Here is a 24,750-nt window from a genome sequence, read left to right on the forward strand (position 1 = left end):
TCGGGATAATGATCGTCCTGTTGTCAGCGCGGCCCGGTACGCTCGAAAGTACGATGACAGAGGATCTCTCACCGGCCGAGCGGTATGCGGCAGCCCGCAGGCGGGCCGCCGAGCAGGCCACCGCGCTCGCTTCCTTCCGCGAGATGTACGACTTCGGCCTCGACCCCTTCCAGATCGAGGCCTGCCAGGCACTCGAGGCGGGGAAGGGCGTGCTGGTGGCCGCCCCCACCGGCTCGGGCAAGACGATCGTGGGCGAGTTCGCCGTCCACCTCGCCCTCGCGGAGGGCAGGAAGTGCTTCTACACGACGCCCATCAAGGCGCTGTCGAACCAGAAGTACGCCGACCTGTGCCGGCGCTACGGCGCCGCGAAGGTGGGCCTGCTCACCGGCGACAACAGCGTGAACTCCGACGCCCCGGTGGTCGTGATGACCACCGAGGTGCTGCGGAACATGCTCTACGCCGGTTCGCAGACCCTCCTCGGCCTCGGCTACGTGGTCATGGACGAGGTGCACTACCTCTCCGACCGCTTCCGCGGCGCCGTCTGGGAGGAAGTGATCATCCACCTCCCCGAGTCGGTGACCCTGGTCTCGCTCTCCGCGACCGTGTCCAACGCCGAGGAGTTCGGTGACTGGCTGGACACGGTCCGCGGCGACACCGAGGTGATCGTCTCCGAGCACCGGCCCGTGCCGCTGTTCCAGCACGTGCTCGCCGGGCGCCGGATGTACGACCTGTTCGAGGAGGGCGAGGGCCACAAGAAGGCCGTCAACCCCGATCTGGCCCGGCTGGCCCGTATGGAGGCCAGCCGGCCGTCGTACCAGGACCGCAGGCGCGGCCGGGCGATGCGCGAGGCCGACCGGGAGCGGGAGCGCAGACAGCGCTCGCGCATCTGGACGCCGGGCCGCCCCGAGGTCATCGAGCGGCTGGACTCCGAGGGCCTGCTCCCGGCCATCACCTTCATCTTCAGCCGCGCCGCCTGCGAGGCCGCCGTCCAGCAGTGCCTGTACGCGGGCCTCCGGCTCAACGACGAGGAGGCGCGCGAGCAGGTCCGCGCCCTGGTCGAGGAGCGCACCGCCGCCATCCCCTCGGAGGACCTGCACGTCCTCGGCTACTACGAATGGCTGGAGGGCCTGGAGCGGGGCATCGCCGCCCACCACGCGGGCATGCTGCCGACCTTCAAGGAGGTCGTCGAGGAGCTGTTCGTACGCGGTCTGGTCAAGGCCGTCTTCGCCACCGAGACCCTGGCGCTCGGCATCAACATGCCCGCCCGCTCGGTGGTGCTGGAGAAGCTGGTCAAGTGGAACGGCGAGCAGCACGCCGACATCACGCCCGGCGAGTACACCCAGCTGACGGGCCGCGCCGGCCGCCGGGGCATCGACGTCGAGGGCCATGCCGTGGTGCTGTGGCAGCGGGGCATGAGCCCCGAGCACCTGGCCGGTCTCGCGGGCACCCGCACCTACCCGCTGCGCTCCAGCTTCAAGCCGTCGTACAACATGGCGGTCAACCTGGTCGAGCAGTTCGGCCGGCACCGCTCGCGCGAGCTGCTGGAGACCTCCTTCGCGCAGTTCCAGGCCGACAAGTCGGTCGTCGGGATCTCCCGCCAGGTGCAGCGCAACGAGGAGGGCCTGGCCGGCTACAAGGCCTCCATGACCTGCCACCTCGGTGACTTCGAGGAGTACGCGCGGCTGCGCCGGGAGCTGACGGACCGGGAGACCGAACTGGCCCGGCAGGGCGCCAGCCAGCGCCGGGCCGAGGCCGCCGTCTCCCTGGAGAAGCTCAAGCCGGGCGACGTCATCCACGTGCCCACGGGCAAGTACGCGGGGCTCGCGCTGGTCCTGGACCCGGGGCTGCCCGCGGGCCGCTCCAACGGCCACCGCGGCTTCGACCAGTACGACGGGCCGCGCCCGCTGGTGCTGACCGCCGAACGGCAGGTCAAGCGGCTGGCGTCGATGGACTTCCCGGTGCCGGTGGAGCCGCTGGACCGGATGCGGATCCCCAAGACCTTCAACGCGCGCTCGCCGCAGTCCCGCCGGGACCTCGCCTCCGCGCTGCGCACCAAGGCCGGGCACATCCCGCCGGAGCGGGCGCGCAAGAAGCGGTCGCAGGCCGCCGACGACCGGGAGATCGCGCGGCTGCGCACGGCGATCCGGGCGCATCCCTGCCACGGCTGCAACGACCGGGAGGACCACGCCCGCTGGGCCGAGCGCTACCACCGGCTGATGCGGGACACCTCGCAACTGGAGCGGCGCATCGAGGGGCGGACGAACACCATCGCGCGCACCTTCGACCGGATCGTGGCGCTGCTGACCGAGCTGGACTACCTGCGCGGTGACGAGGTCACCGAGCACGGCAAGCGGCTCGCTCGGCTCTACGGCGAACTCGACCTGCTGGCCAGCGAGTGCCTGCGCGAGCGGGTCTGGGAAGGACTCGGCCCGGCCGAACTGGCGGCCTGTGTCTCGGCGCTGGTGTACGAGGCGCGGGCCGCCGACGACGCCATGGCGCCGAAGCTGCCGTCCGGCAAGGCCAAGGCGGCGCTGGGCGAGATGGTGCGGATCTGGGGCCGGCTGGACGCCCTGGAGGAGGAGTTCCGGATCAGGCAGGCGGAGGGCGTGGGCCAGCGCGAACCCGACCTCGGCTTCGCCTGGGCCGCCTATATGTGGGCCTCCGGCAAGGGTCTGGACGAAGTGCTGCGCGAGGCGGAGATGCCGGCCGGCGACTTCGTGCGGTGGTGCAAGCAGGTCATCGACGTGCTCGGGCAGATCTCCGCGGCCGCTCCCGCGGAGGGCTCGACCGTGGCCAAGAGTGCGCGCAAGGCCGTCGACCAGCTGCTGCGCGGTGTGGTGGCCTACTCGTCCGTGGGCTGAGCCGCCGGGGGAACCGAGGCCGCACCTGCCCGGTGCGGCCTCGTTTTCCTATGTCACTCGTTACGGTGAGTGACATTCGCACGCCCATACGTCGATACTGAATGTGTGCGAACAGCGACGCAGCGTGTGAGAAGAATCGAGCCTAGTGCGGTCGCCGGACCGATTTCAGGTGCTTACCGAAGGCGACGCGGGGTTGGCCCGGTCGGGCTGAGTTCGCCCGCGGCGCACCGAGTTGAGGTAATTCGCGCGTCTGTTCCGGAACATGCGGTAGATCCCGCCAGTTCCATGAACCTTCCCCCCGCAAGCTCCCCCGACACCCAGCCGATTCGTCCCGGAAGGCATCCATGGTGAGTGTGCAGAAGCCTCCCCGCGGCCGTGAACATTCCTCTGTGCGGGTGCTGTTGCCGCCGACCGCGGTGATGGCCGCGGCGGCCGCGGCCGCCGCCCCCGAGCGGCTCTACGCGATCACGGGCTCGGCGGACGGCGCGCGCGCCGAACTCGACCTGATGACGCTGATCGTGGCCCGTGCCACGCCCCCGCCGGCCGCCTCGCCGGAGACGGCGGCGGTGCTCCGGCTCTGCGCCGCCCCCCTGTCCGTGGCCGAGCTCTCGGCCTGCCTCCGACTCCCGTTCAGCGCGAGACCGTCCTGATCACCGAGCTGATCGCGGCGGAACTGGTGCAGGCGCGCGCGCCGATCGTCCGCCAGGCGGCTTTCGACCGATCACTCCTCGAAGCGGTGATGCATGGACTTCAACGGCTCTGACACGATTCCCGGACCGCGCATCGAGGATCACCTGCCGCACACGGCCCAGGCGGCGGCGAAGATCGTGATCGTGGGCGGCTTCGGTGTCGGCAAGACCACCCTGGTCGGCTCCGTCAGCGAGATCAGACCGCTGACCACCGAGGAGACCACGACCCAGGCCGGCATCGGCGTGGACGACGACTACGGCTCCGACATCAAGACGGCCACCACCGTGGCCATGGACTTCGGCCGCATCAGCATCACCGACACACTCGCGCTCCACCTGTTCGGCACGCCCGGCCAGGAGCGGTTCCGGTTCCTGTGGAACGGCCTGTTCGCAGGCGCCCTCGGCGCGGTCGTCCTGGTCGACACCCGGCGCCTGGAGGCCGGCTTCGATGTGATGGGCCGGCTGGAGGAGCGCGGCGTGCCCTTCGTCGTCGCCGTCAACTCCTTCCCGGACGCGCCCCGCTACCCGGTCGAGGAGCTGCGGACCGCCCTGGACCTGGGCCCGGAGATCCCGATCGTCGAGTGCGACGCGCGCCGCCGGGCCTCCGGCAGGGACGTGCTGATGACCCTCACCCGCTTCCTGCACTCGCTCGCCCTGTCCGGCGCCCTCACCTGACCCGCCGCCGACCGGCCCCACCCATCCGTTCCGGAGCGACCCCGTGACGTCCGAAACCCCCTCCCTGACCGGCACAGACCCCCTGACCCCGCCGCCGGGCTGCCCGGCGCACGGCCTCGGCCCCGGCGGAGTGCACCGGCTCCACGGCCCCGACGCCGAAGACCTCGGCGCCCTGTACGAACGGCTGCGCGAGCAGTACGGCCCGGTGGCGCCCGCCCTGCTCCACGACGACGTGCCGGTGTGGGCTGTGGCGCCGGCTGCTGCGCTGGTGGCGCGCGGAGTGAGCGCGGGCGGGGTCAGCTGTGGGGGCGGTCCGGCGCGGACCAGTCGGTGTAGGAGGTCCAGGCGCGCAGCCGGCGGCCGCTGGTGAAGGTGTGGTGCGTTCCGGTGACCGGGTCGGTGAACTCCAGCCGCCGCGCGAGCAGTTGCAGCGGTCGCCGGAAGTCGCCGGCCGGCACCGGGGCGGTCACCTCGGGATACAGCGGGTCGCCGAGGATGGGCACACCGAGCGCGCTCAGATGCACCCGGAGCTGGTGGGTCTGGCCGGTCGTCGGGACCAGCCGGTACCGGCCCAGGCCCGCCCGGTGCCCGGCCAGCTCGACGTGGGTCTCGGCGTTCGGCTCGCCCGCCACCTCCCGCGCGGCCGGCACCCCGCGTTCCTTCACGATCCGGCTGCGAACGGTCCGGGGCAGGGCGAGCGCGGGATCGTACGGCGCCACCGCCTCGTACTCCTTGTGCACCCGCCGGTCCCGGAACAGCGTCTGGTAGGCGCCGCGCTCCTCGGGCCGGACCGTGAACAGCACCAGCCCCGCGGTGAGCCGGTCCAGGCGGTGGGCCGCCGTCAGCGCCGGGATGCCCAGCTCGTGCCGGAGCCGGGCCAGCGCGGTCTGGGCGACATGGCTGCCGCGCGGTGTGGTGGCCAGGAAGTGCGGCTTGTCGGCCACCACGATGTGCTCGTCCCGGTACACCACCTCCACCGGGAACGGCACCGGCACCTCGGCGGGCGGCTCGCGGTGGAACCACACGAACATGCCCGGCCGGTAGGGCGCGTCCGGCGGCAGGGCCCGCCCGTCGGCGCCGACCACCCGGCCCGCGGCGAACATCGACTCCACCATCCCGGGACCGGCCCCGGTGAGCCGCCCCACCAGATGCTCCCGCACGGTGGCCCACGTGCCGCCGACGGGCAGCCGGACCCGTACCGGATCGACCCCGTCGCGTTGGGGGAGCGGGGCGGGCGGGAGCGGCGTACGGCGTCTCATCGGCGTCCAGGGTACGGCGGCGGGGTCAACGGGGCGGCGGCGCGGTCACCCGGTGACGGTCAACGGGGCGGCGGCGCGGTCACCCGGTGACGGTCAACGGGGCGGCGGCGCGGTCACCCGGTGACGGTCGAAAACAGGTGGGCCGGCGCGCCGTGCACCGGGCAGGATGTGGATCATGCCGTATCTCACCCGCCCGGTCCTCGCCTCCGGTGCCCTCGCCCGAGTCCCGCAGCCCGCCCTGCCCACCGGCGACGGCCTGGTCCTGCGCCCCTGGCGGGCCGGGGACGCGCCCGCCGTGTACGCCGCCTTCCAGGACCCGGCGATGCACCAGTGGCACCTGAGGGCTTGTGACTCCGAGGAGGAGGCCGCCGGCTGGATCGCGCTGTGGCAGGCGTCCTGGGCGGGCGAGAAGGAGGCCCAGTGGGCGGTCGTGGACGAGGGGACGGACGCACTGCGCGGCCGGGTCGCGCTGCGCCAGATCCTGCTCGGTGAGGGGGTCGCCGAGGTCGCGTACTGGACGGTGGCGCGGTCGCGCGGCCAGGGTGTCGCGGCCCGGGCCGCCCGCACGCTGAGCCGGTGGGCCTTCGAGGAGATCGGCTTCCACCGCCTGGAACTCTTCCACGCCACCGCCAACGAGGCGTCCTGCCGGGTCGCCGGCAAGGCCGGCTTCGCCCTGGAGGGCACCAAGCGCAGCGCGCTCCTCCACCCGGACGGCTGGCACGACATGCACCTGCACGCCCGCCTGCAAGCCGACTGACCCACCGGGCCTCCAAGCCGACTGGCCCGTCCCGACGACGCCCCCGGCCCGGTGGAAGGGCCCGCCTCGGCGGGAACGCGACAGCGGTGGCGGGGCCGGGGTGCCAGGGCCAGCGAGCCCGGCATGATCCAAACGAGAGGCCCTAGGCTGCCACGGCCGCCCCGTCGCCCTCCTGCTCCGCCTCGACGCGGGCGTTCCACTCCCGCTTGGACGCCTGCCAGCCGTCCTCGTTGTGGCCGAGGCGCCAGTAGCCGGAGACCGACAGGTCCTCGCGCGGGATCTGGTGCTCGACGCGCAGCAGGCGGCGCAATTCCTTCACGAAGCCCGCCTCGCCGTGGACGAACGCCTGCACCCGGCCCTGCGGGAAGTCCAGCCCGCGTACCGCCTCCAGCAGGGCCTCGCCGACCGGGCGGTCGCCGCGGTGCAGCCAGACGACCGGCACCCCGGTGTCGATCTTCTGCTCCTCCTCGGGGCCGGACACCTCGACGAAGGCGTGCGCGCGGGCGCCGGCGGGCAGCGTCTCCAGGGCGCGGGCGATCGCCGGCAGGGCGCTCTCGTCACCGGCGAGCAGATGCCAGTCGGCCGCGGGGTCGGGCGTGTACGCGCCGCCGGGACCCAGGAAGCGCACGGTCTCGCCGGGCTGCACGCGGGCGGCCCACGGGCCGGCCAGGCCCTCGTCGCCGTGGATCACGAAGTCCAGGGCCAGCTCGTGCCGCTCCGGGTCCCAGCCGCGCACGGTGTACGTCCGGGTCACCGGCCACTGCTCGCGCGGGAACTCGGCGCGGATCCGCTCCAGGTCGAAGGGTTCCGGGTAGGTGACACCGGCGGGGCCGAACAGCAGCTTGACGTAGTGGTCGGTGCAGGTGTCCGCGGCGAATCCGGCGAGTCCCGGACCGCCGAGCACCACGCGCCGCATGTGCGGGGTCAGCCGTTCGGTGCGCACGACCTGGGCGGTGTGGGGCTTGCGCGGCTTTCGTCCCGGGCGCTCTGCCATGACGGCCTCCTGCATGTTGGTTAGGATTACCTAAGTTAACATTCCCTTCCGGTCAACACCCCTCTCCCGGTACCGGCCTGAGAGCTTTTGCCGATTATTTGGGCGAGGCCGTCCACGTCAGCGCGTCAGCGTGGCCAGCAGACGCTCCAGCGAGCCGCCCAGTCCCCAGCGGCGCGCCAGCTCCTCCAGGGCCGCGGGATCGCGGGGAGCGCGCGGCAGGGCGGTGTCGACGTCCGGCAGCGGCACGTCGCCGGCCACCCGCACCACCTTCGGCGCGACCGCCACGTACGGCCGGGCCTCGGCGAGCCGCTTGCGCTGCGACGGGGTGAGCTTCGCCCGCGGGTCGTCGACCGCCGCCATGATCCCGGCCAGGTCGCCGAACTCGGCGAGGAGCTTCGCGGCCGTCTTCTCGCCGATGCCGGGCACGCCCGGCAGGCCGTCGCTCGGGTCGCCGCGCAGCAGCGCCAGGTCCGCGTACCCGCGCCCGTCGACGCCATACTTCTCGCGCAGCACCGCCTCGTCGGTGAGCTGGAGCGTGCCCACGCCCTTCAGCGGATACAGCACCCGGATCCCGCGGCCGTCGTCCACCAGCTGGTACAGGTCGCGGTCGCCGGTGACGATGTCGACCGGGCCGCCGGCCCGCGCGGTGAACGTGCCGATCACGTCGTCCGCCTCGTACCCCGCGACCCCGACGCGCGCGATGCCGACCGCGTCCAGCACCTGTTCGATCACCGGCACCTGCGGGGCGAGCGTGTCCGGCACCTCCTCGGCGTCCGGCGCGTCCGGGTGCTCCTCGGCGACCCGGTGCGCCTTGTAGCCCGGGATGAGGTCCACCCGCCAGGCCGGGCGCCAGTCGGCGTCCATGCAGGCCACCAGGTGGTCCGGCCGGTGGTCCTTGACCAGCCGGTCGATGAAGTCCAGCAGCCCGCGCACCGCGTTGACGGGGGTGCCGTCGGGCGCCTTCACCGAGTCCGGGACGCCGAAGTAGGCGCGGAAGTACAGCGAGGCGGTGTCGAGAAGCATGAGTCGTCCGGTCACGTCCGCATCATGCCGCACGGCACCGACAGCGCCCCGCGCGCCGCCGGACCACCCGGCGGCATGCGGCCGGGCCCTCCGGACCCCGTCGCCCAGGACCGCCGCCCGGAGCGGCGCCGCCGGCCGGCCGTTCACGGCACACTTCCGGCCAATCACCCCGCGTGACGATCTCTGGCCCGCACCCGGGTCGGGGACCCGGCCGGGCACATCTTCCTCCTCGCGGGGGACCCGGTGTACGACCGGTCCCGTCCCCGGGGCGGTGGCGAGAATCGTGACGGTGAAGGATCACGGGAGTGTCAGGGATGTGACAGCCACGTGAAACGGTTTGCCGAACATGCGTAGGGTGCAGAGAAGTCATCAGAAGAGGGGTGGCCCCGGGCGGGCACCCGTACGGCGGTACGACGAGCGAGGGAGGGAGCCGGAGCGATGGGCGACCACAAAGAGCAGCAGCCCGTGCGGGTGGGCGCGGCCGTCCGGCGGCGCCGGCGTGCGCTGGAGCTGACCCTCGCCGTCGTGGCCGAGCGCAGCGGCCTGTCGGTGCCCTTCCTCAGCCAGGTCGAGAACGACCGGGCCCGGCCCAGCCGCACCTCCCTGGAGAAGGTGGCCGACGCGCTGCGCACCACCGCCGTCGAACTCCTCGCCGCCGCCGACCCGGCGGCCAGCGTCGACGTGGTCCGCGCGGAGGCGGTCGCCGAGGACGACTTCGACCCGCGCACGCGCACCCTGGTGCGCGGCCACCACCAGCTCCACGCGTCCGAGTACACCGGCGACCACGACGCCGGCCGCGAGTTCCAGCACCGCAACGACGAGCTGATGTACGTCGCCGACGGCGCGGTGGAGATCGAGGCGGAGGGCCGCGCCTACCGCCTCGGCCGCGGCGACACCCTGTATCTGACCGGCGGCGTCCGGCACCGCTGGCGGGCCACGGTCCCGGACACCCGGGTCATCGTGGTGGCGGTCGCCGAGCACATCGAGGCCGTCCAGGACCGCTCCCGCTGACCGGGCCATGCGCGTCGTCTCGCTCGTCCCGTCGCTCACCGAAGCCGTGGCCGCGACCCTGCCCGGGGTGCTCGTCGGGGCCACCGACTGGTGCGGTCACCCGGCGGACCTGGACGTCACCCGGATCGGCGGGACGAAGAACCCCCGGGTCGGCTCGATCGTCTCCCTCCGCCCCGACCTGGTGATCGCCAACGAGGAGGAGAACCGCGCCGCCGACCTGGACGCCCTGCGGGCGGCGGGCGTCCAGGTGCTGGTCACCGAGGTACGGACGGTGCCGCAGGCCGTGACCGAGCTGGACCGGGTGCTCACCGCCTGCGGCGCCCCGGACCGGCCGGACTGGCTGGCCGGGGTCGAAGCGGCCTGGGCGGCCCTGCCCGCGCCGGCGGAGCGTACGACGGCGGTCGTGCCCGTCTGGCGCCGCCCCTGGATGGTCCTCGGCCGGGACACCTTCGCGGGCGACGTCCTGGCCCGCCTCGGCGTGCACCACGTGTACGCCGGCCACCCCGAGCGCTATCCGCGCGTCCCGCCGGCCGAGCTGTGCGCCCGCGCCCCCGGCCTGGTCGTCCTGCCCGACGAGCCCTACCGGTTCACCGCCGACGACGGCCCCGAGGCCTTCCCGGGCCTGCCCTGCGCGCTGGTCAGCGGCCGGCACCTGACGTGGTACGGACCGTCGCTGGCCGAGGCGCCACGCGTGCTGGGCGCGGCCCTGCGGGCAGCTCGCCGCTGAGCAGACCGCGCACGGTGCCGCGGGCCGCCGCGAGCCAGGCCGCCACCAGGACGCCGTACAGAGCCACCGTCAGCGCGTCGTAGACGGCGAGTCCGGTGTGCCGGGCGAGGGCCGCGGCGCCGGTGACACAGGTGCCCACCGGGAAGGTGAACGCCCACCAGGTCAGCGCGAACCCCATGCCCCGCCGCCGGGCCCGCACCACGTGCGCCGTCGCGAGCGCCAGCCACAGCAGCGCGAACCCCATCACGGGCACGCCGTACAGCAGGGCGAAGACCGCCAGGCCGCGGTCGTACGGGGCCGGTACGACACCGGGCGCGGCGTCCGCGATCAGGCCGACGGCGGTGACGGACTGGCCGAGCGGGCCGAGCACCAGGAACAGGGTCGGGGCGAGCGCGACCGGCAGCGGCCCGGTGGTGACCAGCCGGGCGAACACCAGCGGCAGCATCAGCAGCACGGCCACGAGGCTCAGCCCGAACAGCGCCAGGCACCCCAGCAGCAGGGTCTCCCGGGGCTCGCCCGGCGGCAGGTGCGGCACCAGCAGCGGGCCGAGCGCGGCCGACACCATGGGCGCGACCAGCGGCAGCAGCCACACCGGGGTGGCCTGGCCGGGCTCGACCCGATGCCGCACGGCCATCAGGTACGGCACGGCCACGGCGGCCCCGAGTCCCACCGCCGTACCGGCGGTGAACAGCACGGTGTCCAGGGCGACGGCCGCCCGGACGCCCAGCAGGTCCCGGCCGGCCGTCAGCGCGCCGCCGCCCACCGCCAGCAGGGCCATCGCCAGACAGCCCTGGAAGGGCGCCATCGCCGGGTCCAGGAGATGGGCGCGGGCCTGGTCGCGGTGGTGGATCCAGTGCCCGGCCCGCGCCGCCAGCAGGGCCACGAGTAGCAGCAGGGACAGCGCCCAGACGGCCGCGAACACGGCGCGCGGCGCGTGCGCCGGCGCGGGCAGCGCGACGCCGGCCGAGCCGAGGACGGCGGTGCCCATCACGGAGGCGTACCAGTTCGGGCCGAGGTGCCGCAGCCGGGCGGCGCGGCGGCGGGGCAGGGGCTGGACTGCGGTGACCATGACCCTCACGGTCTCCCGGCCGGGCATCGCTGACCAGGGAGTTCGCGTCTATGAGGGCATAAGCTGGTCTTATGACCGGGGTCGAGGGAGAGCAAGGACGCAACGGATCGCTGGCGCACCGGGTGCCGGACCTCGCCGCGCTGGAACTGCTGCTCGCGGTGGCGCGGCTGGGCAGTCTCGGCGCGGCGGCGCGCGAGGTCGGCATCACGCAGCCGGCCGCCAGCAGCCGGCTGCGCTCCATGGAACGGCAGCTCGGCGTCGCCCTGGTCGACCGCTCACCGCGCGGCTCCCGGCTCACCGACGCGGGCGCCCTGGTCACGGACTGGGCGCGCCGGGTGGTGGAGGCGGCGGCGGCCTTCGACGCGGGCGCGCGGGCGCTGCGGGACCGGCGGGACTCGCGGCTCCGGGTCGCGGCCAGCATGACCATCGCCGAGTACCTGCTGCCCGGCTGGCTGCTCGCCCTGCACGCCGCGCGCCCCGACACGGCCGTGTCGCTGCTCGCGGGCAACTCGGCGAAGGTCGCGGAACTGCTGCTGGCCGGCGAGGCGGACCTCGGTTTCGTGGAAGGGCTGAACGTGCCCACGGGACTGGACTCCACGGTCATCGCCCGCGACCGGCTGATCGTCGTCACCGCGCCCGGCCATCCCTGGGCCCGCCGCCGGCGGCCCCTGACGGCGGCGGAGCTGGCCGTGACCCCGCTCATCCTCCGGGAGCGCGGCTCCGGCACCCGCCAGGTCCTGGACGCGGCGCTCGGCGGCCTGGCCCGGCCGCTGATCGAGCTGTCCTCGACCACGGCGGTGAAGGCGTCCGCGGTCAGCGGCGCGGGCCCCTCGGTCCTCAGCGAACTGGCGGTGGGGGAGGAGCTGGCGATGCGCCGCCTGGTCAGCATCCCGGTGGACGGCGTCTCGCTCCGCCGCGACCTGCGCGCGGTCTGGCCGACGGGCCACCGCCCGACGGGCCCGGCCCGCGAACTGCTGTCCCTGACACGCGGCTGACCACCGGCCCACCGGCCGGCCCCACCGGCGTACGTTCACCGCGCCGGCCGTGACAGCTCAGGAAGCCTCTCCCGCGCCCGTTCCGGTGTCCCCGGGGCGGGGCCGTCCCGGGCCGGCTCAGGCAGCGGCCGCGGCGACCAGGGCCCGCATGACCCGCGTGTCCTCGCCCATCTCCGGATGCCACTGGACGCCCAGCGCCCAGCCCCGGTCCGCCGGCAGCTCCACGGCCTCCACGGTGCCGTCCGCGGCGTAGGCGGACGGCACCAGTCCCTCGCCCAGCCGCTCCACGGCCTGGTGGTGGTACGTCGGCACGGTCAGCTCCTCCGGGACGATGCCGCCGTACCGCGTGCCCGGCACCGGCTTCACCGGGTGCCCGCCGAACACGCCGACCGCCTCCGCGTGCCCGTCCAGGTGCTGGACCAGCGTGCCGCCCAGGGCCACGTTCAGCAGCTGCATGCCCCGGCAGATGCCGAGCAGGGGCAGGCCCGCGGCCAGTGCCGCGTCGATCAGCGCCAGCTCCCAGGCGTCCCGCCGAGGCGCGGGCGGCCCCGTGCGCGGGGAGCGCTCGGCGCCGTAGCGGGCCGGGTCGACGTCCGGGCCGCCCGCGACGACCAGCCCGTCGAGCCGGGCGACGGCCGCCGCCGCGTGCGCCGGCGCGTCCGGCGGCAGCATCGCCGCGAGCCCGCCGGCCCGCTGCACCAGCCGCGGATAGCCGGCCGGCAGCAGCGCCGCCTCCAGCTCCCAGACTCCCCAGCGCGCGCCGGACTCCAGGTACGTGCTCACGCCGATCAGCGGCCGTGCGGTCATGCTGCCCTCCACCGTCGTGCAAAGGTACCCACGCATACCTTTTCGAGGCCAGTGTGCGTCCCATGCGTGTCCCGTGCGTGTCCCGTGCGGCGCCGGTCAGGCCAGGAAGCCGCGCAGCAGCGCCGCCGTGCCCGCGCAGTGCTCGCGCGCGATCTCCCGGGCCCCGTCCGCGTCCCCGTCCAGCACCGCCTCCACCAGCGCGGTGTGCTGCCGCTGGGACCGCTCCAGGTTGCGCACCAGCAGCGGGATGCAGTCCAGCAGGTCGTTCACCGTGGCCCGGACCGCCGCGTACCGCGCGGTCAGCGACGGCGAGCCGCACAGCTCGGCCAGGGTGAGGTGCAGCAGCGTGTCGGCCCGTCGGTACTGGGCGAGCGGGGCCTCATGGGTGCCCTCCAGCGCCCGTCGCAGCCGCTCGGCCCGCTCCTCGTCCAGCCCGTCCGCCGCGCACAGCCCGGCCGCGCCCACCTCCAGCACCTCACGGAAGCGCAGCACGTCCTCTATGTCGACCTCGCTGATCCGGCGCCGCAGCTCGTCCTCGCCGCCCAGGTCCGCACGGTGCCGCACGAACGTTCCGCCGTACCGCCCGCGCCGCGCCTCCACCAGGCCCTGGTCCTGGAGCACCTTCAGCACCTCGCGCAGCGTCACCCGGCTGATCCCCAGCCGCTCCGCCAGCTCGCGTTCGGCCGGCAGCCGCCCGCCGTCCGGCACCAGGCCCAGCCGGACGACCTGGAGTATCTGCTCCAGCGCCTCCTCGAAGCCGTTGCCCGCCCGCACCGGCCGCAGCACCGCGGTGAGCCGGTCCTCCGGTCCGTCCGGACCCGCGTCCCGCGACATCCGCCGTTCCCCCTTCCCAAGCAATGGTCCTCCGCAATACCTTATGGCTCCCGGCTCCGGCCGATCGAGCGCGTTGACGCCGAAGGAGACCGTCCCGTGGCAGACCGCAGGCCCCCGCTCGGTGTCGAGGAACTGCACGCCCTCGTCGCGAGCGGCGAGACCGACACTGTCGTCCTGGCCTTCCCCGACATGCAAGGCCGGCTCCAGGGCAAGCGGTTCGCCGCCCGCTTCTTCCTCGACGAGGTCCTGCACCACGGCACCGAGGGCTGCGCGTACCTGCTCGCCGTCGACACCGAGATGAACACCGTCGACGGCTACGCGATGTCCTCCTGGGACCGCGGCTACGGCGACTTCGCGATGCGTCCCGACGTGTCCACCCTGCGCCGCGTCCCCTGGCACCCCGGCACCGCCCTGCTCCTCGCCGACCTCGCCTGGCACGACGGCACCCCGGTCACCGCCGCGCCCCGCCAGATCCTGCGCCGCCAGCTCGACCGGCTCGCCCGCCTCGGCTACACCGCCCAGGCCGGCACCGAGCTGGAGTTCATCGTCTTCAAGGACACCTACGAACAGGCCTGGGACGCGGGCTACCGCGGCCTGACCCCGGCCAACCAGTACAACATCGACTACTCCGTCCTCGGCACCGGCCGCATCGAACCCCTGCTGCGCCGGCTGCGCAACGACATGGCCGGCGCCGGACTCACCGTGGAGTCCGCCAAGGGCGAGTGCAACCCCGGCCAGCACGAGATCGTCTTCCGCTACGACGAGGCCCTCGTCACCTGCGACCAGCACGCCCTGTACAAGACCGGCGCCAAGGAGATCGCCGCCCAGGAAGGCGTCTCGCTCACCTTCATGGCCAAGTACAACGAGCGCGAGGGCAACTCCTGCCACATCCACCTCTCGCTCGCCGACGCCGACGGCACCAACGTCATGGCCGGGGACGGGCCCGGCGGCATGTCGGACGTGATGCGGCACTTCCTCGCCGGACAGCTCGCCGCCCTGCGGGACTTCGCCCTCCTCTACGCCCCGAACATCAACTCCTACAAGCGGTTCCAGCCGGGCTCCTTCGCGCCCACCGCCGTCGCCTGGGGCCACGACAACCGCACCTGCGCCCTGCGCGTGGTCGGCCACGGCCGCTCCCTGCGCTTCGAGAACCGGCTCCCCGGCGGCGACGTCAACCCGTACCTGGCCGTCGCCGCCATGATCGCGGCCGGTCTGCACGGCATCGAGCGGCGGCTCGAACCGCCCGACCCGTGCCCCGGCAACGCCTACACCGCCGGGTACGCGCACGTCCCGGCCACCCTCCGCGAGGCCGCCGCCCGCTGGGCGGACAGCCCCCTCGCGCGGGACGCCTTCGGCGACGAGGTCGTCGCGCACTACCACACCATGGCCCGCGTCGAACTGGACGCCTTCGACGCCGCGGTCACCGACTGGGAGCTGCGCCGCTCCTTCGAACGCCTGTGAGAGGTCACCACGTGTCCGACCCGAACGAGCTGACCGTCCGCAACCCCGCCACGGAAGAGACCGTCGCCACCGTCCCCGCCGCGAGCGAGGAGGACGTCGCCGCCGCCGTCGTACGGGCCGTACGGGCCCAGCGGACCTGGGCCGCCCTCGCCGCCGCCGACCGGGCCCGGCTGCTGCGCCGCTTCGCCGACGCGGTCGACGCCCACGGCGAGGAACTCGCCCGGCTGGAGGTCCAGGAGGCCGGGCACACCCTCGCCAACGCCCGCTGGGAGGCGGGCAACGCCCGCGACCTGCTGCTCTACGCGGCCGGCGGCGCCGAACGCCTGCTCGGCCGGCAGATCCCGGCACCCGGCGGCTGGAACGTCACCTTCCAGGAACCCCTGGGCGTGGTCGGGGTGATCGCTCCCTGGAACTTCCCGATGCCGGTCGCCGCCTGGGGCGCCTTCCCGGCGCTCGCCGCGGGCAACGCGGTCGTCCTCAAACCCGCCGAGGCCACCCCGCTCACCGCGCTCCGCCTCGCCCGGCTCGCCCTGGAGGCGGGCCTGCCCGAACACGTCCTCCAGGTCGTGCCCGGCTACGGCCCCACCGCCGGACGCGCCCTCGTGGACCACCCGGACGTCGCCAAGATCGTGTTCACCGGCTCCACCCGCACCGGCCGCGAGATCATGGAACGCTGCGCCCGCCTGGTCAAGCCGGTCACCCTGGAACTCGGCGGCAAGAGCCCCAACGTCGTCTTCGCCGACGCCGACCTCACGGCCGCCCTCGATCCCTTCTCCTTCCTCGACAACTGCGGACAGGACTGCTGTGCCCGCACCCGCATCCTGGTCCAGGACACCGTGCTGGAGGAGGCCCGCGCCGTCCTCGCCGACGCGCTGGCCGCCGTGGTGGTGGGCGACCCGGCCGACGAGAAGACGCAGATGGGCCCGCTGATCTCCGGACGGCAACGGGACCGCGTGCAGTCCTACGTCCCGGCCGGCGCCCCGGCCCTGCGCGGCACCGCACCCGAGGGGCCCGGCTTCTGGTTCCCGCCCACCGTCCTCACCGGGGAGCGGCACGACAGCCCCGCGGCCACCGAGGAGATCTTCGGTCCCGTCGCCGTCCTGCTCCCCTTCACCGACGAGCAGGACGCGATCCGCCTCGCCAACGGCACGCCCTACGGCCTCGCCGGCTCCGTCTGGACCCGGGACCTGGGCCGCGCCCTGCGCGTCTCCCAGGCGGTCCGCGCGGGCAACCTGTCCGTCAACTCCCACTCCAGCGTCCGCTACTGGACGCCGTTCGGCGGCTTCAAACAGTCCGGCCTCGGCCGCGAACTCGGCCCCGACGCCCTGACCGCCTACACCGAGACCAAGAACGTCTTCATCAGCACGGAGGGTCCCGCACAGTGACCGACACCAGTGTCTGCCGCCGCCTGGCCGGCCGTACCGCCGTGGTGACCGGAGCCGGCAGCGGCATCGGACTCGCCGCCGCCCGCCGGCTCGCCGCCGAGGGGGCCCGCGTCGTCTGCGCGGACGTCGACGAGATCCGCGGCAAGGCCGCCGCCGACGAGACCGGCGGACTGTTCGTCAGGACCGACGTCACCGACCCCGAGGAGGTCGAGGCGCTGTTCAAGGCGGCGTACGACACCTACGGCAGCGTCGACGTCGCCTTCAACAACGCCGGCATCTCCCCGCCCGACGACGACTCCATCCTGGAGACCGGCCTGGAGGCATGGAAACGCGTCCAGGAGGTCAACCTCACCTCCGTCTACCTGTGCTGCAAGGCCGTCATCCCGTACATGCGCCGGCAGGGCAAGGGCTCCATCATCAACACCGCGTCCTTCGTGGCCCGGATGGGCGCGGCCACCTCCCAGATCTCCTACACGGCCTCCAAGGGCGGTGTCCTCGCCATGTCCCGCGAACTGGGCGTGCAGTTCGCCCGGGAGGGCATCCGCGTCAACGCCCTGTGCCCCGGACCGGTGAACACCCCGCTGCTGCGGGAGCTGTTCGCCGCGGACCCGGAGCGGGCCGCGCGCCGCCTGGTGCACATCCCGGCCGGCCGGTTCGCCGAGGCGGAGGAGATCGCCGCCGCCGTCGCCTTCCTGGCCAGCGACGACTCCTCCTTCGTCAACGCCACCGACTTCCTGGTGGACGGCGGCATCGCGGGCGCCTACGTCACCCCCCTGTAGGGAGCCTCACAGGAACGTGCGCCCCTCACCCCGGTAGGTCGGCACCGTCGCGGTGACCGCCTCCCCCTCGACCAGGTGCAGCGCGTCGAACCGCTCGCACAGCTCGCCCGCCTTGGCGTGCCGGAACCACACCTTGTCGCCGATGAGCAGATCGTCGGCGGGCGAGCCGAGCAGCGGGGTCTGCACCTCCCCGGCGCCCTCCTGCGGGTCGTACGCCAGCCCCTCGGGCAGGTACGGCACGGGCAGCCGGTCGGGACCGGCGGCGCCGGAGGCCGGATAGCCGCCGCCCAGCACGGTGACGACGCCCACGCCGGGCCGGCGGACCACCGGCTGGGCGAACAGGGCGGCCGGACGGCCGGTGAACGAGGTGTAGTTGTCGAACAGACGCGGCACGTACAGCCCCGAGCCGGCGGCGATCTCGGTCACCGCGTCCTCGGCGGCGGTGTGCTGCACGCTGCCGGTGCCGCCGCCGTTCACGAACTCCAGGCCGGGTACGACAGCCCGCACCGCGCGGACGGCCTCGGCCCGCCGCCCGGCCAGCTCCCGCCGGGCGGCGGCCTGCATCAGCCGCACCGCCCGGGAGCGCACCGGCCGTCCCGCGACCGCGTCCCCGACGCCGGCGACATGCCCCTCGTACGCCATGATCCCCACCAGCCGGAAACCCGGCCGCCGGTCCACCGCCCGGGCCAGCCCGGCGAGCCGGTCGGGGGAGTGCAGGGGCGAGCGCCGGGCGCCGACCCGCACCCGGCCGCCCAGCAGCCTCAGCGAGGTGTCCAACTCCAGGCAGACGCGCACCTCTTCGCGTCCGCCGTCGCGGGCGGCGTCGATGAGATCGAGCTGCGCGGGATCGTCCACCGTCACGGTGACGGCACCGGCCAGCTTGGGATCGGCGGCCAGCTCCGCGAAACCGGCCCGGTCGGCGGACGGATACGCCAGCAGGACGTCCTCGAAGCCGGACCGGGCGAGCCACAGCGACTCGGCGAGCGTGAACGACATGACGCCCCGGAAGCCCTCCTTGGCCAGGACGCGTTCCAGCAGGGCCCGGCAGCGCACCGACTTGCTGGCGACCCGCACGGGCTTGCCCGCCGCGCGCCGGACCAGATCGTCCGCGTTGGCGTCGAACGCGTCCAGGTCCACGATCGCGAGAGGGGCGTCGAGATGGGCGGTGGCCCGGTCGTAACGGGCCCGGGCGGCGGCAGGCGCAGTCATGACGGAAGCCTGCCAGAGAGGATTACCGCAGGGTAGGGGGACGTTCCGGGCAGATGCCCCGGCCCCGTGGACCGGTTCCGTTCCGGTGCCCGGCAAGCCGTAGAGTGACGCGCACGTGCGGCGGACCGCACCCGGTGGGAGAGGTGAACCGGGATGCCCGTCCGGCCGTACGGGTATGCGTGCCCGGACGAGCATCCGCACCGGGCGCCGCCGGACGGCAGGACGGCCCGCGTACGAGGAGACGGCCCGGGCACGAGGAAACGGGGGGTGCATGAGCACGGAAGCGCGGCACGTCCCGGTTCCGCCCCGCCCCCCGGCTCCGCCCCCCGCACCCGCCGGCACCGGCGAACCGGCGCACGGCACGGTCCCGCACCCGGCCGCCGACCTCGACGACGAGCCGTCGGTCTTCACCCCGCGCGCCGCCCGTCTCCACAGCCCGCGCTCCTCGGCCGTACCCGAGGCCACCGCACCCGTGAGCCCGCCACCGCCGCCCGCCTCGGCCCGGTTCCCCGACGCCCCGCCGAGCGCGGGCACCGGCGGGCGCCCCGGCACCCTGCCCGGCCGGCCGGCGGCACCGGCCCGGACGGTCGCCGCAGCGGCCGGGGACACCGCCGCGCGGCCGGCCACGGACCCCGGCCCCCGCACCGAGCCGCCTCGCCGGACCCCCCCGGCCGACACCCCGCCCGGCGCAAGTGCCCATGACGGCCTGTCCGTTGGCGGCGCGTTCGGGGCGGTGACCGGGGTCGAGTCCGGTTCGCCGGGTGGCGGCGCGGGTGCGTTCGGGGCGGCGGCCGGGAGCGGTCCGGGCGGGTCGCCACGGCGTGAGGTGCCCGGCGAGGGTCCGTCCGAGACGACCACCCGGCTGCGGCCCGTTCCCCCCGGGGCCGGACCGGTGCCCGGGCGGGCGTGGGCCTGGAGCCCGGCCGGGTCCGCCCGCCCCGAGCGGCCCGCCGCGCCCGATCCGGCGCGGTCCTGGAGCAGCACGCCGGCCGCCCGGCCCGTCGTGTCGTTCGCGGAACCGGACGTCTCCGGTGCGCCGCGGCGGCTCCACGTGGGAGCGCGCACCGTCGCCGCCGCGGCCTGCCTCGTGCTCGGCCTCGGGCTCGTCGGCGGTGCCCTCACCGGGAGCTGGCTCACCGGGGACGGCGGCGACGACGGTGTGCGGACCGCCTACACCACCGCCGGCACGCTCTGGCACAGCCTGCCCGTGGACGACCTGTTCCCGCCCACCGTCCAGGGCAAGGACGCCGGCCCCGGCGGCGCCGACCGCACCTGGACCCGGATCGCCGTGGCCCCCGACAGCGGCTGCGCCCAGGGCTTCGACCCGCTGCTGCGCCGGATCCTCGCCCCGGTCGGCTGCCGGCGGCTGCTGCGCGCCACCTACACCGACGCCACCCAGAGCCATGTCACCACCGTCGGCCTGCTCTTCACCAAGGCCGACCCCGCCGCCATGTCCGCGCTCGCCGCCCGCTTCCGCGCCGAACACCTGGACCGCCGCGCCGACCTGATGCCCCGGCCGTACGCCGCCGCCGGCACGGCCGCCGCCGGCTTCGGCGACCGGCAGCGCGCCGCCTGGACCCTCTCCGTCCGCACCGACGCCCCCGTCGTCGCCTACGCCGTCTCCGGCTGGGCCGACGCCCGCACCGTCGACGCGCCCCAGTCCGCCGCGGACGCCGTCCGCTCCGGCGCCGTTACCGCACCGGCCCAGGCCGGCCTCGGCCACGAGGCCATGGGCCTCGCCGACCGCATAGGGGCCCGGCTGAGCAGGAGCATCGGCCGGGCCACGGAGAAGCCCGCATGACCCGACCGCCGCGCCGCCACCGCCGCGCCGCCCTGTCCGCGGCGGTGAGCCTGCTGCTCGCCGGCTCCCTCGCGGTGCTGCCGGCCACCGCCGCCCGCGCCGACGAACTCCGCGCCCAGCAGTGGGCCCTGTCCGCGCTCCACCTGGACGAGGCGTGGCGCACCACCAAGGGGCAGGGCGTCACCGTGGCCGTCCTGGACACCGGTGTGGAGGCCGGCCACCCGGACCTGGCCGGCAACGTGCTGCCCGCCAAGGACATGATCGGCTTCGGTGCCGGACCCGGCGACCGCGCCTGGGCCCGGCACGGCACCGCCATGGCCGGCATCATCGCCGGGCACGGCCACGGACCCGGCGGCGCCGACGGTGTTGAGGGCGTGGCCCCGCAGGCGAGGATCCTGCCGGTGCGCGTGATCCTGGAGGACGGCGACCCCGCCCGCGCCAAGGCCCGCACCACCCGCGGCAACGCCCTCGCCGACGGCATCCGCTGGGCCGCCGACCACGGCGCCGACGTCATCAACCTCTCCCTCGGCGACGACTCGAACTCCGCCCATCCGGAGCCCGGCGAGGACGAGGCCGTGCAGTACGCCCTGGAGAAGGGCGTGGTCGTCGTCGCCTCCGCGGGCAACGGCGGCGACAAGGGCGACCACGTCTCCTACCCGGCCGCCTATCCGGGCGTCATCGCCGCCGCCGCCGTGGACAGGTACGGCACCCGCGCGGCCTTCTCCACCCGCCGCTGGTACGCCGCCGTCAGCGCGCCCGGCGTGGACGTCGTCATCGCCGACCCCGACCACAAGTACTACGCGGGCTGGGGCACGAGCGCCGCCTCCGCGTTCGTCTCCGGGGCCGCGGCCCTGATCAGGTCGGCCTACCCCGCCCTGGCCCCGGCCCAGATCAAGAAGCTGCTCGAGGACACCGCGCGGGACGCCCCGGTCGGCGGCCGGGACGACTCCCGGGGCTTCGGCATGATCGACCCGGCGGCGGCCCTCACGGCGGCCGCCCGCCTCAGGCCGCAGAGCCTGCGCGCCGCGTCGTACGGCGGGAAGTACTTCGGCCCCGGCCCGGACCCCGCAGGGCCGGCCGGCGGCACCTCCGGCTGGGCGGCCCCGTTCGCCGGCGGTGCGGGCGGCGTCCTGCTGGTGGCCGGGGTGATCCTCTGGCGCGGCCGCAGACAGCCGCGCTGAGCCCGGCCCCGCCGGCCCGCCCGGCGCGTCCCGGTGCCGGGACGCCGGGGCGACCGGCCCCGCACCGGGCGGGCGGTCCGCCCCCGATAGGGTCGGTGACCGTGGCGAACAAGAACATTCCCGACTCCGGCTTCTCCGACGACGACGGCTCCGCCGACCCCCGGCTGAGCGCCGCGCTCGCCGCCTGGGCCGAGGACCGCGGCGCGCTGGGGCCCGTCCTGGAGGCGCTCAAGGGCGCCCGTCTGCTCGTGCCGGTGGTCGCCGTGCTCGGCGAGGTGGAGGAGGACGAGGCGGGGCTGCGCCGCGAGAAGACCAGCGACATGGCCGTGCCCACCCTGAAGGCCGGTGACCGCACCGCGCTGCCCGCCTTCACCTCCACCGACGCCCTGGCCCGCTGGGACCCCGCGGCCCGCCCGGTCGCCGTACCGCTGCACCAGGCGCTCCAGGCCGCCGCGCACGAGAAGGCCGACACGGTCGTGCTCGACCTCGCCGGACCGGTGCCGTTCGAGCTGACCGGACCGGCGCTGCTCGCCCTCGCCGAGGGCCGCACCAGCACCGATCCGCTCGCCGACCCGGCCGTGGTGGAGGCCGTCCGGGCCGCGGTGGCGGCGGAGCCCGCCGTCCTGCGCGCCCATCTCGGGCCCGGGCGGGCCGACGGCACCCTGGCCCTGGTCCTCGACCCGGCCGCGCCGCCCGCCGAGTCCGCCCGCGCGGTCGCCGAGCGGCTCGCCGCCGACGAGACGTTGCGGGCCCGCCTGGTGCGCGGCCTCGACCTGGCACTGCTGCCGGCCGGGACCACACCTCCGGGCGAGCCCCTGTACGTGAAGGAACGCGGCTCCCGTCCGTGAAGGAACGGGCCTCCCTCCGTAAACGAACGAGGCCCCCGTCCGTAAGGGAAGAGGGCCTCGTACGGGAAGCGGCGGGGCGGGGGTCAGCCGTAAATGGGGCCGGTGTACTTCTCGCCCGGTCCCTGGCCCGGCTCGTCCGGGACGACCGACGCCTCGCGGAACGCGAGCTGGAGCGACTTCAGGCCGTCGCGCAGCGGCGCCGCGTGGAAGGAGCTGACCTCGGTCGCGCTCGCGTCCAGCAGACCGGCGAGGGCGGTGATCAGCTTGCGGGCCTCGTCCAGGTCCTTGTACTTCTCGCCCTCCTCGCTCAGCCCCAGCTTCACGGCGGCGGCGCTCATCAGGTTGACGGCGACCGTCACGATCACCTCGACGGCGGGGACCTCGGCGATGTCCCGGGTCATCGCGTCGAAGTCGGGGGACTCGGCAGGGGTGTCACTCATGCCCCACACGATAGGCCCCGCCGCGGACCCCGCCGCGCCCGCCCCGGGCCGTCCGCACGGTTTGGCAGCCTCTGCGCCGACCCTGTAGTGTGGGAGAACGACCGGCCGAACACCCAGGTGTGCGGCCCACAAGTGGAGGCTCCGATCTCCCACCTGACCGTCCTCCGGGATGGCGGGTCACCCGGTCAGACGACCGCCATCGTTCCGTACGGGCGATGGAGCCGTCCGAAAGCGCGCCCCGCGGCATCGCGGTGGTGCTCCGGTAGTGCTCGGAGTCCCGCCTGTGATCGTCCGGGGCATTTTTCATGCTTCGGCGCGGTCAGGTCTAACGAACACAGACGTTACGCGGCTGTCCGCCAGACCGCCGCGTGGTGCTACCGAGGAGGATCCATCAGCGCCGAGCCCCGCATCAACGACCGGATTCGCGTTCCCGAGGTGCGACTTGTCGGTCCCAGTGGCGAGCAGGTCGGCATCGTGCCGCTCGCGAAGGCACTGGAGCTTGCGCAGGAGTACGACCTGGACCTGGTCGAGGTCGCGGCGAACGCCCGTCCGCCCGTGTGCAAGCTCATGGACTACGGGAAGTTCAAGTACGAGTCGGCCATGAAGGCCCGTGAGGCGCGCAAGAACCAGGCGCACACGGTCATCAAGGAGATGAAGCTCCGGCCGAAGATCGACCCGCACGACTATGACACCAAGAAGGGTCACGTCGTCCGGTTCCTCAAGCAGGGCGACAAGGTCAAGATCACGATCATGTTCCGTGGCCGTGAGCAGTCCCGCCCCGAGCTGGGCTACCGACTGCTGCAGCGGCTGGCGGAGGACGTCCAGGACCTCGGCTTCGTGGAGTCGAACCCGAAGCAGGACGGCCGAAACATGATCATGGTCCTCGGTCCGCACAAGAAGAAGACCGAGGCGATGGCCGAGGCCCGTCAGGCGCAGGAGGCCCGCAAGGCCGAGGCGAAGGCGAACCCCGGCAAGTCGCAGAACGCCGCGGACCCGGACGCTGTGAACGCCGAGGGCCACGACGAGGCTCACGACGAGGCTCACGACGAGGCCCCTGCCGAGGCTTCCGCCGAGGCGTGATCCCGGGGGACGTACGTCCCCGAGGATGTAACCGAAAGAAGAGCGACGCTCCACCGTGCCCGGTTTCACGACCGGGCACCGGAGCGCCACCGACGAGGAGATAACGGCGCTATGCCGAAGAACAAGTCGCACAGCGGTGCCAGCAAGCGCTTCAAGATCACCGGCTCCGGCAAGGTGCTCCGCGAGCGCGCCGGCAAGCGCCACCTGCTTGAGCACAAGTCGTCCCGCGTCACGCGTCGTCTCACCGGCAACGCCGAGATGGCCCCGGGCGACGCCGCGAAGATCAAGAAGCTTCTCGGCAAGTGACGTACCGGCGCTCGCCTGAACTGAGCGCCGTACGCCAGGACCGGGACCCAGCCGTTTCCGGGTCGTGTGAAGACCACCACGACCCCGCTACAAGGAGTTAACAAGTGGCACGCGTCAAGCGGGCAGTCAACGCCCACAAGAAGCGCCGGGCGATCCTCGAGCAGGCCTCCGGCTACCGCGGTCAGCGCTCGCGCCTGTACCGCAAGGCCAAGGAGCAGGTCACCCACTCGCTGGTCTACAACTACAACGACCGCAAGAAGCGCAAGGGCGACTTCCGTCAGCTGTGGATCCAGCGCATCAACGCCGCTGCCCGCGCCAACGGCATCACCTACAACCGCTTCATCCAGGGTCTGAAGGCCGCGAACGTCGAGGTCGACCGCAAGATCCTGGCCGAGCTGGCCGTGAACGACGCGAACGCCTTCGCGGCGCTCGTCGAGGTCGCGCAGAAGGCGCTGCCGTCGGACGTCAACGCCCCGAAGGCCGCGTGACGAAGCGCCGGCTCTGAGCCGACGTTCACCTCAGGACCCGCAGGCTGTATGGCTTGCGGGTCCTGTTGTTG

General features: G+C 74.2%; 23 protein-coding genes and 2 pseudogenes. 17 read left to right on the top strand and 8 right to left on the bottom strand.

The window, feature by feature from the left end; translation table 11 throughout:
• The first annotated feature begins 8 nt into the window (after positions 1–8).
• The 4 genes and pseudogenes from ACH4OA_RS16055 to ACH4OA_RS16070 form a co-directional block, all read left to right on the top strand.
• On the top strand, positions 9–2,861 hold the full coding sequence (locus tag ACH4OA_RS16055; protein ID WP_397969469.1) for a DEAD/DEAH box helicase: 2,853 nt from the start codon (positions 9–11) through the stop codon (positions 2,859–2,861).
• Between the two features lie 419 nt (positions 2,862–3,280).
• Positions 3,281–3,624 (top strand): annotated as a pseudogene (locus ACH4OA_RS16060) (DUF742 domain-containing protein).
• A complete protein-coding gene (locus tag ACH4OA_RS16065) occupies positions 3,605–4,225 on the top strand; it encodes a GTP-binding protein (protein ID WP_397969471.1) in 621 nt (206 codons plus the stop codon). The pseudogene ACH4OA_RS16060 and the gene ACH4OA_RS16065 overlap by 20 nt, the downstream one beginning before the upstream one ends.
• A 43-nt stretch (positions 4,226–4,268) precedes the next feature.
• Positions 4,269–4,475: pseudogene (locus ACH4OA_RS16070) on the top strand (cytochrome P450); the annotation flags it as partial.
• Positions 4,476–4,521: 46 nt separating this feature from the next.
• Here ACH4OA_RS16070 and ACH4OA_RS16075 read toward each other — a convergent pair.
• Positions 4,522–5,484: a pseudouridine synthase gene (locus tag ACH4OA_RS16075; protein ID WP_397969472.1), complete on the bottom strand. Its 963-nt coding sequence runs from the start codon at positions 5,482–5,484 to the stop codon at positions 4,522–4,524.
• A gap of 175 nt (positions 5,485–5,659) precedes the next feature.
• On the opposite strand from ACH4OA_RS16075, the gene ACH4OA_RS16080 reads away from it, so the two are divergent.
• A complete protein-coding gene (locus ACH4OA_RS16080; RefSeq protein WP_397969474.1) occupies positions 5,660–6,241 on the top strand; it encodes a GNAT family N-acetyltransferase in 582 nt (193 codons plus the stop codon).
• Between the two features lie 142 nt (positions 6,242–6,383).
• On the opposite strand, the gene ACH4OA_RS16085 is transcribed toward ACH4OA_RS16080, so the two are convergent.
• Both ACH4OA_RS16085 and ACH4OA_RS16090 read right to left on the bottom strand, forming a co-directional pair.
• Positions 6,384–7,235 (bottom strand): siderophore-interacting protein, encoded by an 852-nt coding sequence (locus tag ACH4OA_RS16085; protein WP_397969476.1) that lies wholly within the window; start codon positions 7,233–7,235, stop codon positions 6,384–6,386.
• A 117-nt stretch (positions 7,236–7,352) separates the two neighbouring features.
• Positions 7,353–8,273: a 5'-3' exonuclease H3TH domain-containing protein gene (locus tag ACH4OA_RS16090; protein WP_397969477.1), complete on the bottom strand. Its 921-nt coding sequence runs from the start codon at positions 8,271–8,273 to the stop codon at positions 7,353–7,355.
• Between the two features lie 423 nt (positions 8,274–8,696).
• Between ACH4OA_RS16090 and ACH4OA_RS16095 the strand changes: the two genes are divergently transcribed.
• Positions 8,697–9,269, top strand: coding sequence for a helix-turn-helix domain-containing protein (locus ACH4OA_RS16095; protein ID WP_365872586.1), 573 nt, complete (start codon positions 8,697–8,699; stop codon positions 9,267–9,269).
• Between the two features lie 7 nt (positions 9,270–9,276).
• Positions 9,277–9,996, top strand: coding sequence for a helical backbone metal receptor (locus ACH4OA_RS16100; RefSeq protein ID WP_397969479.1), 720 nt, complete (start codon positions 9,277–9,279; stop codon positions 9,994–9,996).
• Here ACH4OA_RS16100 and ACH4OA_RS16105 read toward each other — a convergent pair.
• Positions 9,908–11,065, bottom strand: a complete 1,158-nt coding sequence (locus ACH4OA_RS16105; protein WP_397937008.1) for a TDT family transporter — start codon at positions 11,063–11,065, stop codon at positions 9,908–9,910. The genes ACH4OA_RS16100 and ACH4OA_RS16105 overlap by 89 nt on opposite strands.
• A gap of 71 nt (positions 11,066–11,136) precedes the next feature.
• Here ACH4OA_RS16105 and ACH4OA_RS16110 point away from each other — a divergent pair, with 71 nt between their 5' ends.
• Positions 11,137–12,060, top strand: a complete 924-nt coding sequence (locus tag ACH4OA_RS16110) for a LysR family transcriptional regulator (RefSeq protein WP_365872580.1) — start codon at positions 11,137–11,139, stop codon at positions 12,058–12,060.
• Between the two features lie 117 nt (positions 12,061–12,177).
• Here ACH4OA_RS16110 and ACH4OA_RS16115 read toward each other — a convergent pair whose 3' ends face one another.
• The gene (locus tag ACH4OA_RS16115; RefSeq protein ID WP_397969481.1) at positions 12,178–12,867 is read right to left on the bottom strand and encodes a gamma-glutamyl-gamma-aminobutyrate hydrolase family protein; all 690 of its coding nucleotides are present in this window, start codon (positions 12,865–12,867) and stop codon (positions 12,178–12,180) included.
• 96 nt (positions 12,868–12,963) lie between these two features.
• Positions 12,964–13,701: an FCD domain-containing protein gene (locus ACH4OA_RS16120; RefSeq protein WP_365872576.1), complete on the bottom strand. Its 738-nt coding sequence runs from the start codon at positions 13,699–13,701 to the stop codon at positions 12,964–12,966.
• A gap of 96 nt (positions 13,702–13,797) precedes the next feature.
• On the opposite strand from ACH4OA_RS16120, the gene ACH4OA_RS16125 reads away from it, so the two are divergent.
• The 3 genes from ACH4OA_RS16125 to ACH4OA_RS16135 are packed head-to-tail and all read left to right on the top strand — an operon-like array spanning position 13,798 to position 17,326.
• Entirely contained in the window at positions 13,798–15,162 is a 1,365-nt protein-coding gene (locus tag ACH4OA_RS16125; protein WP_397946586.1) for a glutamine synthetase family protein, read from the top strand.
• An 11-nt stretch (positions 15,163–15,173) separates the two neighbouring features.
• Positions 15,174–16,547, top strand: coding sequence for an aldehyde dehydrogenase family protein (locus tag ACH4OA_RS16130; RefSeq protein WP_397969482.1), 1,374 nt, complete (start codon positions 15,174–15,176; stop codon positions 16,545–16,547).
• The gene (locus ACH4OA_RS16135) at positions 16,544–17,326 is read left to right on the top strand and encodes a 3-oxoacyl-ACP reductase (protein ID WP_397937001.1); all 783 of its coding nucleotides are present in this window, start codon (positions 16,544–16,546) and stop codon (positions 17,324–17,326) included. The genes ACH4OA_RS16130 and ACH4OA_RS16135 overlap by 4 nt, the downstream gene beginning before the upstream one ends.
• 6 nt (positions 17,327–17,332) lie before the next feature.
• Here the strand turns inward: ACH4OA_RS16135 and ACH4OA_RS16140 are convergent, their stop codons facing one another.
• Positions 17,333–18,535, bottom strand: coding sequence for an amino acid deaminase/aldolase (locus ACH4OA_RS16140; protein WP_397946584.1), 1,203 nt, complete (start codon positions 18,533–18,535; stop codon positions 17,333–17,335).
• A 271-nt stretch (positions 18,536–18,806) separates the two neighbouring features.
• On the opposite strand from ACH4OA_RS16140, the gene ACH4OA_RS16145 reads away from it, so the two are divergent.
• The 3 genes from ACH4OA_RS16145 (at position 18,807) to ACH4OA_RS16155 (ending at position 22,365) form a co-directional block, all read left to right on the top strand.
• Positions 18,807–20,336: a hypothetical protein gene (locus ACH4OA_RS16145; protein WP_397969483.1), complete on the top strand. Its 1,530-nt coding sequence runs from the start codon at positions 18,807–18,809 to the stop codon at positions 20,334–20,336.
• Complete coding sequence (gene mycP / locus ACH4OA_RS16150; RefSeq protein ID WP_397969484.1) at positions 20,333–21,517, top strand: type VII secretion-associated serine protease mycosin; 1,185 nt, start codon at positions 20,333–20,335, stop codon at positions 21,515–21,517. The genes ACH4OA_RS16145 and mycP overlap by 4 nt, the downstream gene beginning before the upstream one ends.
• A gap of 101 nt (positions 21,518–21,618) precedes the next feature.
• The gene (locus ACH4OA_RS16155) at positions 21,619–22,365 is read left to right on the top strand and encodes an SseB family protein (protein WP_365872561.1); all 747 of its coding nucleotides are present in this window, start codon (positions 21,619–21,621) and stop codon (positions 22,363–22,365) included.
• Positions 22,366–22,448: 83 nt separating this feature from the next.
• Here ACH4OA_RS16155 and ACH4OA_RS16160 read toward each other — a convergent pair whose 3' ends face one another.
• Entirely contained in the window at positions 22,449–22,805 is a 357-nt protein-coding gene (locus ACH4OA_RS16160) for a DUF1844 domain-containing protein (protein ID WP_365872559.1), read from the bottom strand.
• Between the two features lie 390 nt (positions 22,806–23,195).
• Between ACH4OA_RS16160 and infC the strand changes: the two genes are divergently transcribed.
• The 3 genes from infC to rplT all read left to right on the top strand — a co-directional run bounded on the left by infC (position 23,196) and on the right by rplT (position 24,679).
• Positions 23,196–23,885 (top strand): translation initiation factor IF-3, encoded by a 690-nt coding sequence (gene infC / locus ACH4OA_RS16165; protein WP_397937195.1) that lies wholly within the window; start codon positions 23,196–23,198, stop codon positions 23,883–23,885.
• Between the two features lie 111 nt (positions 23,886–23,996).
• Positions 23,997–24,191, top strand: coding sequence for a 50S ribosomal protein L35 (gene rpmI / locus ACH4OA_RS16170; RefSeq protein ID WP_003977225.1), 195 nt, complete (start codon positions 23,997–23,999; stop codon positions 24,189–24,191).
• Positions 24,192–24,295: 104 nt separating this feature from the next.
• Positions 24,296–24,679: a 50S ribosomal protein L20 gene (gene rplT, locus ACH4OA_RS16175; RefSeq protein ID WP_006141703.1), complete on the top strand. Its 384-nt coding sequence runs from the start codon at positions 24,296–24,298 to the stop codon at positions 24,677–24,679.
• Positions 24,680–24,750 lie beyond the last annotated feature (71 nt).

The organism is Streptomyces sp. NPDC017095, assembly GCF_044332325.1.
Classification (GTDB): domain Bacteria; phylum Actinomycetota; class Actinomycetes; order Streptomycetales; family Streptomycetaceae; genus Streptomyces.